The organism is Mycobacterium sp. NPDC003449 (assembly GCF_053588415.1).
In genome coordinates, this window is sequence record NZ_JBSFPX010000248.1 from 1 (window position 1) to 9,035 (window position 9,035).

General features: G+C 65.3%; 9 protein-coding genes. 4 read left to right on the top strand and 5 right to left on the bottom strand.

Going from position 1 to position 9,035, the window contains the following annotated elements:
• Positions 1 to 270 precede the first annotated feature (270 nt).
• Together ACWDTP_RS35080 and ACWDTP_RS35085 are read right to left on the bottom strand one after the other, a co-directional pair.
• Positions 271 to 1,089, bottom strand: coding sequence for an SDR family NAD(P)-dependent oxidoreductase (locus ACWDTP_RS35080; protein ID WP_450027828.1), 819 nt, complete (start codon positions 1,087 to 1,089; stop codon positions 271 to 273).
• A 16-nt stretch (positions 1,090 to 1,105) separates the two neighbouring features.
• On the bottom strand, positions 1,106 to 1,840 hold the full coding sequence (locus ACWDTP_RS35085; protein WP_450027829.1) for an IclR family transcriptional regulator: 735 nt from the start codon (positions 1,838 to 1,840) through the stop codon (positions 1,106 to 1,108).
• A 231-nt stretch (positions 1,841 to 2,071) separates the two neighbouring features.
• Between ACWDTP_RS35085 and ACWDTP_RS35090 the strand changes: the two genes are divergently transcribed.
• The 4 genes from ACWDTP_RS35090 to ACWDTP_RS35105 are packed head-to-tail and all read left to right on the top strand — an operon-like array spanning position 2,072 to position 5,296.
• Positions 2,072 to 2,866, top strand: a complete 795-nt coding sequence (locus ACWDTP_RS35090) for an SDR family NAD(P)-dependent oxidoreductase (RefSeq protein ID WP_450027830.1) — start codon at positions 2,072 to 2,074, stop codon at positions 2,864 to 2,866.
• Positions 2,867 to 2,874: 8 nt separating this feature from the next.
• Positions 2,875 to 3,252 carry a Rid family hydrolase gene (locus ACWDTP_RS35095; RefSeq protein ID WP_450027831.1) on the top strand — a complete coding sequence of 126 codons (378 nt, stop codon included), beginning with the start codon at positions 2,875 to 2,877 and terminating at the stop codon, positions 3,250 to 3,252.
• A 60-nt stretch (positions 3,253 to 3,312) separates the two neighbouring features.
• Positions 3,313 to 4,410 carry an enolase C-terminal domain-like protein gene (locus tag ACWDTP_RS35100; protein WP_450027832.1) on the top strand — a complete coding sequence of 366 codons (1,098 nt, stop codon included), beginning with the start codon at positions 3,313 to 3,315 and terminating at the stop codon, positions 4,408 to 4,410.
• A 19-nt stretch (positions 4,411 to 4,429) separates the two neighbouring features.
• Positions 4,430 to 5,296, top strand: a complete 867-nt coding sequence (locus tag ACWDTP_RS35105) for an SMP-30/gluconolactonase/LRE family protein (protein ID WP_450027833.1) — start codon at positions 4,430 to 4,432, stop codon at positions 5,294 to 5,296.
• 11 nt (positions 5,297 to 5,307) lie between these two features.
• Here the strand turns inward: ACWDTP_RS35105 and ACWDTP_RS35110 are convergent, their stop codons facing one another.
• The 3 genes from ACWDTP_RS35110 to ACWDTP_RS35120 all read right to left on the bottom strand — a co-directional run.
• On the bottom strand, positions 5,308 to 6,429 hold the full coding sequence (locus tag ACWDTP_RS35110; protein WP_450027834.1) for a hypothetical protein: 1,122 nt from the start codon (positions 6,427 to 6,429) through the stop codon (positions 5,308 to 5,310).
• A gap of 323 nt (positions 6,430 to 6,752) precedes the next feature.
• Positions 6,753 to 7,589, bottom strand: coding sequence for an ATP-binding cassette domain-containing protein (locus tag ACWDTP_RS35115; RefSeq protein WP_450027835.1), 837 nt, complete (start codon positions 7,587 to 7,589; stop codon positions 6,753 to 6,755).
• Positions 7,586 to 9,035 (bottom strand): dipeptide/oligopeptide/nickel ABC transporter permease/ATP-binding protein (locus tag ACWDTP_RS35120; protein ID WP_450027836.1); only part of this gene is annotated, 1,450 nt, incomplete at its 5' end. The genes ACWDTP_RS35120 and ACWDTP_RS35115, both read right to left, overlap by 4 nt.

The following is a 9,035-nucleotide window of genomic DNA, read 5'->3' on the forward strand; positions in this document are numbered from 1 at the left end:
AGCACACCGCCGAGTTCTCAGACCAGTAGGTCTCCGGACATGCCGGGGCGATTCACTCGATGTTCCGCCGGCCATCCGAAGGCATGACACTGCGGCTGCAGCCTCAATCACCAGGCCACCCCGAGAGGAGTCGGAGAGTGCACGCCGCGGTTTCTCTGGTGAACTACTTCGGTTCCTCGGTAGTCCGAGGCTGGCGTGCTGACCTGGCTTGACTCGGCGCGATCACAGCGTCTGGAAATGGGCGCACTGTTCAAGCCCTGAGACGACCGGCTACCGCTGCGTGTCCACCGGCGGGCGGAGCGCTTCCGGGTCGGTGGCAGGGAGCATGAGCACCGAGGACATCGCGCCGTCCACGGTGAGCGTAGTACCTGAGATATAGGACGCCGCAGTGGAAATCAAGAAGGCGATGGCGGCTGCGATCTCGTCGGTCTCGCCGAGCCGATTCAGCGGCGCCTGCCGCTCAAGGTGCCAGCGGGCAGCATCCGGATTGACCGCCGTTCCGAATGACGCCTGCAACGCCGGCGTCGAGATCGCGCCAGGTGCCACAGCGACCGCCCGAATCCCCTGTGGACCATAGGTGATGGCGACGTTGCGAATCAGTGCCTCGACAGCCGCCTTAGTCATCTCGTAGATGCCCGAACCCGCTGCGGCATGGCGGGCATGCACCGAGGACGTGACGACGATAGTTCCGGCGCTACCGGTGGACTCCCACACCCGCAACGCCTCGATGACCCCCCACAGCATCCCCAGCTGATTGATGTCGATCAGCCTGCGTACCTCGGACTCCGACACGGTGGTGAGTTCATAGTCGGCGGCGATGCCGGCGACCCCCACCCAGGCGCCCAGGGGCGCCAACTCGACCGCGGCCCGACAGGACCGTTCGTTGACGCCGAGATCCGCGACGTCACCGGGCACCGCGACCGCGTGATGGCCAGCCCCGTTCAGCTCTCCGACCAGCTCATCCAGGGCCGCGGCATTGGTATCCACACAGGCCAGCGACCAACCTTCGGCGGCAAGGCGCCGTGCAGTCGCCAGACCGATACCCGACGCAGCGCCGGTGACTACTGCGCTGCGGCGATCGCCAATCATTGTTTCCCTCATTCGTTTACGGCCGTGTCGCATCGACGAGCGCGGCCAGGTACTGGTCCGAGTTCTCCTTGAGGCGCTGTGTCGGCGCAAGAATCGCCAAGGCGAAATCGGTTCCCTTGTAGTCGAGACATGCCGACATGCAGGTGACACCGCGGGCGAATTCCTCATCGTCCAATGCCCATCCGCTCTCGGCTGCCCGATCGAGCTCCTGATCGAGCTTGGCTCGGCGGGTAATTGTGTGCTCAGTGAACCGCTTCAGATTGAGTTCCTTGAGCACCCGGCCACGTTTCTCCGCGTCGGTGCGCGCGAGCAGGATCTTGCCCGCGGCACGCGCATGCAGAGCACCGCGCTGGCCCACCTGGATGTCGGCCACTCGCACCGAGTGCTCGCCGGGCTCCTGCGCGATGAGCACCACATCATCTCCGGTCCACGCCGACAGCGAGCAGGTCTCACCGGTCACCTCGCGAAGTTTGCGAAGACGTCGAATCACCGCTTCCGGCGGCGCGAGCTGACGCTCGTACCCGTCGATGAGTGCCGGGATCGCTCTTCCCAGTCGATAGCGTTGACTTGAGTCCTGTTCGACGTAGCCGACCTGGCGAAGCGTGTGCAGCAAGTGATAGGCCGTCTGTGGTGAAACGCCGATCCGTCGGCTCAGTTCCGCTGCCGTCAGTTCGCCGTCACTGGCGGCTACTTCCGAGACGATGGCCAGCCCCCGCGCCAGAGATCGGATCCGGAACGAGTCTTCAGTCATTGCGATCCTTAACTCTCTAACAATCTTGCGCAGAGACTAACACTCTGATGCATCCACTACGCCGGCACGCCCTAGGCTCATCGTAGCAAACATCGATATTTGATGTCTTGCATCATATTGCTATGCCGTATAGCCTCTGGGCCAGACTAGGCCCGACCGAACCGAGCAGCCCGACCAGCGCATCGCTCCCCTCGTGTGGACATGCTGGTCCGATGGTCAGATGGAGTAGAAATGACAAGTGAGGATGACCGGCGGGGGATCGTTCTGGTCACCGGGGGAGGCAGCGGTATCGGGCTGGCGACCGTCGAGAGGATTCTTACCGACGGTGTACATGACTGCGCCGTCATCGATCTCAAGCCCGAGGCCGCCGTCGTCGATGATCTGATCAGCCGGTTCGGCGCAACACGGGTCACCGCGATCACCTGCAATGTGGCCGACCGCGACGCGGTCGCGCACGCGGTCGGCCAGGTCTTGGCAGCACGCCACGTCTCCGGGGTGGTGAACTGCGCGGGAACCCTGCTGGCCAAGCCGAGCCTTGACCTCACCTTGGCAGACCTGCACCGGCTCTTCGATGTGCACGTCGCCGGTTCACTGTTCGTGGCCCAGGCCGCCGCCCGGTCGTGGATCGCGGCAGGGACTTCGGGCGTCATTGTCAATGTCAGTTCGGTGGCGTCCAGCTTCGGCTGGCCGGGCCGGTTGCCCTACCCGATCGCCAAATCGTCGGTGGAGGCGATGACGCGAACCCTCGCGGTGGAATGGGCACGCTGGGGTATCCGGGTCAACGCAGTCGCACCCGGCTCGGTCGACTCACCGTTGATGGCAGAGGGCCGGCGACCGGCCGGCGTCAAACCGCTCGAAGAAGTGGCCGACCGGCACGCTCTCGGACGGCCCGCTGCGCCATCCGAAATCGCCGCGGCAATCGTATTCCTGCTTTCGGAGCAGTCGTCGTTCATGACCGGTGCCGTCATACCCGTCGACGGAGGGTTCACCATCACCAAGGATTCAGCGAAGGAGCTAGCACAGTGAAACGAGTAGTGGCAAAAGCACCTTGGGCGTCCGAATGGGCGTACTCGCGCGCAACCCGTGTCGGCCCGCTCATCGAGGTCGGCGGCACCACCGCGGGCAGGCCCGACGGCACCATCGAGGGGCCCGGCGATCTCTACACCCAGACCAAATACGCGTTGTCGGTCATCCTGGCCGCCGTCGAGGAACTCGGTGGCAGTAAGGAAGACATCCTGCGCACCCGCGTCTTCGTTCGCAATATCGACGACTGGCGCGAAGCCGGACGGGCGCACGCTGAACTGTTCGGCGATACGCTGCCGACCAGCTCCTGCGTCGGCGGATTGGAATTCCTCCATCCGGATCTACTCGTCGAAATCGAAGCCACCGCATACGTTCTGGACGACAAGTAGATGCGCGCGGAGGGCCTGGACGCCATTCGTGCCCGTACCTCAGGCCGGGTCGATGAGGGTGTGCTTGACCTCCGCGTGACCGATGCCCGGATCGACGAACTCCGCTTCGATATGGATCCACCACTGGTGCTGGCGGGAACCCCCATCACCACAAGGGATTACGTTGTCGCCCAGGTGACACTCGAAGGCGGGGCCACCGGTACCGGGTATGTGCTGACCCGCGGGCAGCCCATCGGCGCGGCCGCCGAGGCGGTGGCCCGGGAGCTGCCCGGCCGGACATTGGCCGAGCTGTTTGCGGTGCCTGCACATATCTGGGGCCGGTCCCCCGTCCAGCGGGCACGTGCCATCGTCGACATCTGTGCGTGGGACCTGCTGGGCATCCTGCATGAGACACCCGTATGGCGTCTGCTCGGTGAGGCTCGGCCCTACCAGCCCGCGCTGCTGGTCGTCGGGTACCGCCGCCAGGGCGAAGACGATCTGGACATGGCACGCCGCCTGGTAGGGTGGCGCGATAAGGGCTTCCGGACGGTCAAGATCGCCGGTGGTGCCGATGACGCGTACCTGGACCGGCTGCTCGTCGCGATTCGAGACCTGGCGGCGATCGGGGATCTGGACCTGGTGCTGGATCTCGGGTTCGGCAGCCGCGATGTTGATCAGGTGCTGGCTGCCGCCGCCCGATGGCACCCGGTGGGCATCACCTGGATCGAGGACCCGCTACCAGCCGCCGCAGCGGCCGAGATCGCCGCGGTCCGAGTGGAATCGCCGATCACCGTGGCCGCGGGTGACGAGGCTGATCCCGATGAGCTTGCCGGCCTGCGTAACGCCTCGGCCGTCGACGTTCTGCGCGCCGATGCGACCACCGTTGGTGGCCTGACCGGGCTGCTCGATATCGCCGCGAGTGCGGACACGCCGATATCACTGCACGTCTATCCCGAGATCCACCGCCACGTGGCGTTCGTCGTGGACACCGAGAGTCCGATCGAATGCTTCCCGGCCAACGATCCCTTCGATTATGTCGACCGGTTCATCCACAGTCAGGACAGCGGGCTCGTCGACGGCGGATACCTCCCGCCGCTGAGCCCTGGGCTCGGCCTCCGATACCGGCCCGAGGCCGTGCCGGGCAATCTGATCCGTTCCATCCTGTTCACCGCTGACTAGCCGAAAGAGCAAAGTACCGATGGCTGACATCCTGGGACGTGGCTTCTCCTTCACCGAGGCCCCCCGCTGGCATGAGAACGCACTGTGGTTCTCGGACTTTTACACCAACCGCGTGATCCGTTGGGACGGAAGCACCTTCGACACGGTCTGTGAGGTGCCCGGACAGCCCTCGGGCCTGGGGTTCACGCCCGACGGCGACCTGCTGGTCATCTCGATGATCGAGCGCCGGCTGCTGCGCAGGCGCGACGGCACCCTGGAGGTGGTGGCGGAGCTGTCCGAATACTGTCCTGGCCTGGCCAACGATATGTGGGTGGATGCCCATGGCCGCGCCTATGTCGGCAATGACGGTCAGCTCAATCCGCTGGAACCGACCGTGCTGCTGCGTTGTGACCCGGATGGTTCGGTGACGGTGGCCGCAACCGATGTGCTGACGCCCAACGGTGTCATCATCTCTGCCGACGGTACGCAGCTCCTGCTCGCCGAGTCCTTCGCCGGCCGCGTCAGCGCCTGGAACATCCGCAGCGATGGTTCGCTGGCCAATCGCCGAGCGTGGGCCAACTTCGGCACACCCACGACGGCGACGACAGTCGCCGAGGCACGTAGGCATGTGCTGATGATCACGGACGGCATCACCCTCGACGCTGCCGGGCACCTCTGGGTAGCCGATGCCGCGGGGTCGGGGGTCTGGTGCATCGCCGAAGGCGGCAGCGTGGTCGATCACGTCGATACCGGGCACTACACGGCGTACTCGGCGGTCCTCGGTGGTGAGGATGGGCGCAGCCTGTTCATCACGGCAGGGCCCGCACTGGACGATATCCATCAGGACGGCCGAGATCAGGCGGCCATCCTGATGGCACGGGTGGACGTGCCCGGCGTGGGTTTCTGACCCGGCCGGGCTCACCCCAGATCGTCGGCGGCGATCAAGGCGCGCAGTGCCGTCGACGCATCCTCGGCGAACTTCTCCAGGGCACCGGGTGCGAAGACAGTCTGCCAAGCTTGATAGGCGTCCCGTTGGTACGCGTCACGATCCGGTAGGTAAACGAATCCCGGCCCGTTGCTGAGATTCAGCACGAGTACCGGAGTCTGTGGGAATCGTTCACGCAGTTCGGTTTGCAGCCAGCTGTAGGCCTCCCCCGGATGCGCCACCACGAGCGCATCACCGACACGGGCGATCCACATCGGATGGTCCACATCGTCTGGCCGGTTCTCCAGGTCGATGTAGCCCTCGCGAAGATCACGCACTCGCCGCAGCCGCTCGTCTCTACTTTGCGGGAGAATGTCGGCCCACTCATCCTCCAGTTCGGCGCAGCTGGGTAACCGCCGCAGCGGCAGCACGCTGATCTCGGTGGCGTAGCGCAATGCCGTCGACGCGGTGCGGCTATCGGCACGCCAGACTGCCACCGGCGCACCGGATTCGACAGCCTCGGCGTAGACCAAGTCGGTCGCCGGCGGCGGCATGGTCTCCAGTGCCGCCAGTACCGCCAGACCGATGGCGCGCCCATGCTGATCGGCCAAGTCGGTGTCACCGCTGTACTGAAGGCGCGGCGACAGGTCTCCAGATGCGCCCTGGAGAAACAGGCAGGGAGCGCCCGTACTCGCTTCGACCGTGTCGCGTAGCTCTCCGACATAGTCGGGCGAGAGGTGGCAGTTCTCCCACGCGAGGGTCGTCGGGTGACACGCGTAATTCACCACAGTAGCGAGTTGTCCACCGCCGCTGGCACATACGCGACCGATCAGCACCGTGTCATCAGCCGGGATCTCCGGGTTGAAACCCACCAGAGCCCGGCCATCGAGGTCCAGGTCACGGTTGACCGCCACCGAGGAACTTCCGGTATACCAGTCGACCGAGCCCTCCCGCAGATCCGCCATGGCGTCACGACACGCGGTGACCAGCGCGTCGGCGAGGCGGTCCAGATAGGCGAGGAGATGCTCCCCTCCGTCCAGATCTGCATGGCTGGCGGTCAAGACAGGCCCGGCGTGAGTGTGGGACAGGTTGACGATCAGCTGGCCGGGACCCAACCCGAGCTCATCAAGAGCTCTGCCCTGCAGTCGTTCCCAGTCATCGACCCGGCGCCAATGTGTTCCATCGACTCCTGCGATCAAGAGTACCGACGAGGTCGATGCGTTCTTGAGGGCCAGGACCGACAGGGAGAAGGGCCGATGCACGCCGACGGCGGTATCGGAGGATGCAGCGCCCCAGTTGCGATTGCGGATCCCGACGGGTGGTGTGATGTCCTGCCTGCCGAACCCGACCAGGCCACTGAACCCGGGGGTTGCGACGCGCGGCTTTGACGACATATTTAGGGTGTCTCCATTTCTCATGATGTAACAGCGCAGTCGGTCTAGTCGTTCTGCCGCCTGGCGCGACGGGCCTCGCGGCGCTCCCGCTGGCGCACCGGGTCTGGGATCGGGACGGCGTCCAGCAGTTCTCTGGTGTAGTCGGTGTGAGGATTCTCGTAGACGGCGTCGGCCGGACCCTGCTCGACGATGCGTCCCCGATAGACCACCGCGATGCGGTCCGAGAGGTGGCGGACGATGTCGAGATCATGGGCGATGAACAGATAGCTGAGGCCCAACTCCGACTGCAGATCCCGCAGCAGGTTAACCACCTGAGCCTGCACCGAAAGGTCGAGCGCGCTGACCGGTTCGTCACAGATCACCAGTCGCGGTTGGGCCATCAATGCGCGCGCGATGGCGATCCGCTGCCGTTGGCCACCGGAGAAGCGGCCCGGATATCGTTGCGCCGCATCGCCTGAGAGGCCGACACGTTCCAACATGGAGGCGGCACGTCGATCAACCTCCTGCGCCGACAGCTTTCCGTGCACGCGTAGTGTCTCGGCCAGCGTCTGGCCGATGGTCCTTGTGGGATTGAGCGAACTGTAGGGGTCCTGGAAGATGACCTGAAGGTCCTTGCTGAGTTCGCGTCGACGTCGTTCGCCGGCGTGGGTGATGTCTTCACCGGCGAAGTTGATGGTGCCCGAATGTACGGGTGCGAGTCCAAGTATCGCGCGCCCCAATGTCGACTTTCCCGAACCTGATTCGCCGACAACACCGAGTGTTTCACCAACGCCCACCGTGACGGTGACATCTTGAAGAGCCGAGATCACCCTGCGGCCACGCGTGTACCGCACCGTGAGATCACGGACGTCGAGTATCAGCTCACCAGCCGTCGACCTCATTTGGCGTCCTCCGGCTCCCGATGACGGATACATCGGACGGCGTGGTCGTCCTTGCCCACGGCCAGATCAACTCTGGCCTGCCGGCACCGGTCGGTCACGAACTGGCACCGGGAAGCGAAGTGGCAGCCGGCGGGCCAGCTGCCGGGCTGTGGCACGCTGCCTCCGATGGTCGGCAAAGTTGTCTCGGCATGGGCTCCATGGGGATTGGCGGCATGTAGGGCCCTGGTGTATGGATGCTGCGGCGCCCGGAAAATCTCGCCAAGTTCGCCTCGTTCGACCACTTGTCCGGCGTAGAGCACGACCGCGCGGTCACAGAGATCGGCGACCACACCCCAGTCATGGGTGATCAGAACGACGGACATTCCGCGCTCGCGCTGCAATTTCCGCAACAGATCGAGAATCTCCGCCTGCACGGTGACATCCAGTGCGGTCGTGGGCTCGTCGGCGATCAGCAGCTCGGGTTCACCGGCCAGCGCCCGCGCGATCGCCACTCGTTGCACCATGCCGCCTGAGAGTTCGTGCGGATAGGAACGCGCCACCGCGGCGGGGTCGGGCAGGTTCACCTGACCGAGCAGGCTCAGCGTCCGTTGGTGCGCCTCCGATCGACTCACGCGATGGTGCGTACGGACCACCTCCATGATCTGGGCGCCGATGCGGACGGTCGGGTCGAAGGCGACCATCGGCTCCTGCGAAACTAGGCCGATACGCTTGCCACGCAACGCATGTCTGTCTGCATCCGTGAGGTCCACCAGGTCTTGTCCATCGAAGATGATGCTGCCGCCGTCGATCTCACCGGTTCGCGGCAGCAGACCAAGAATCGCCATGACGGTGGCGCTCTTGCCGCAGCCCGACTCCCCCACCAGACCGACGGTCTCGCCCGGGTTGACATGGAATGAGACGTGATCGACGACCCGGACTCGCGAGCCGTCCGGCCGGCCGAACGACACCTGCAGTCCGGCAATCGCGAGCAGCGCCGAGTCGGGTGTCGGTACGCCAATGGCCGACGGCCTGGTCTGGCAGTACTCCGGCGTGCGCTCGGTGCGCGGGGCGCTGACCCCGGACCAGCCCTCGGTCATGGCATCGCGTATCGAGTCGCCGAGTAGTCCCAGCGCCAGCACCGTCGCGGCGATGGCCAGGCCGGGCGGCCAGATCAACCAGGGCTGCAGGATCAGCACACTCACGCCGTCTGCCACCATGCCGCCCCAGCTGGGTGCCGGCGCCTTGACCAGCAGCCCTAGGAAGGACAGCCCGGTCTGCACCAACAACGTCATGGCCGCCAGCAGCGCCGCCTGCACGATGATCGGACCGGCCACGCGCGGGAGCACGTGGTGTCGAATGATGTAGGGATGGGACAGGCCCGACACCCGTGCGGCGGCGATATAGAGCTCCTGTCGCACCGGCAGGACCGCGGCCCGCACCACCCGCAGCATGATCGGCGTGATCAGC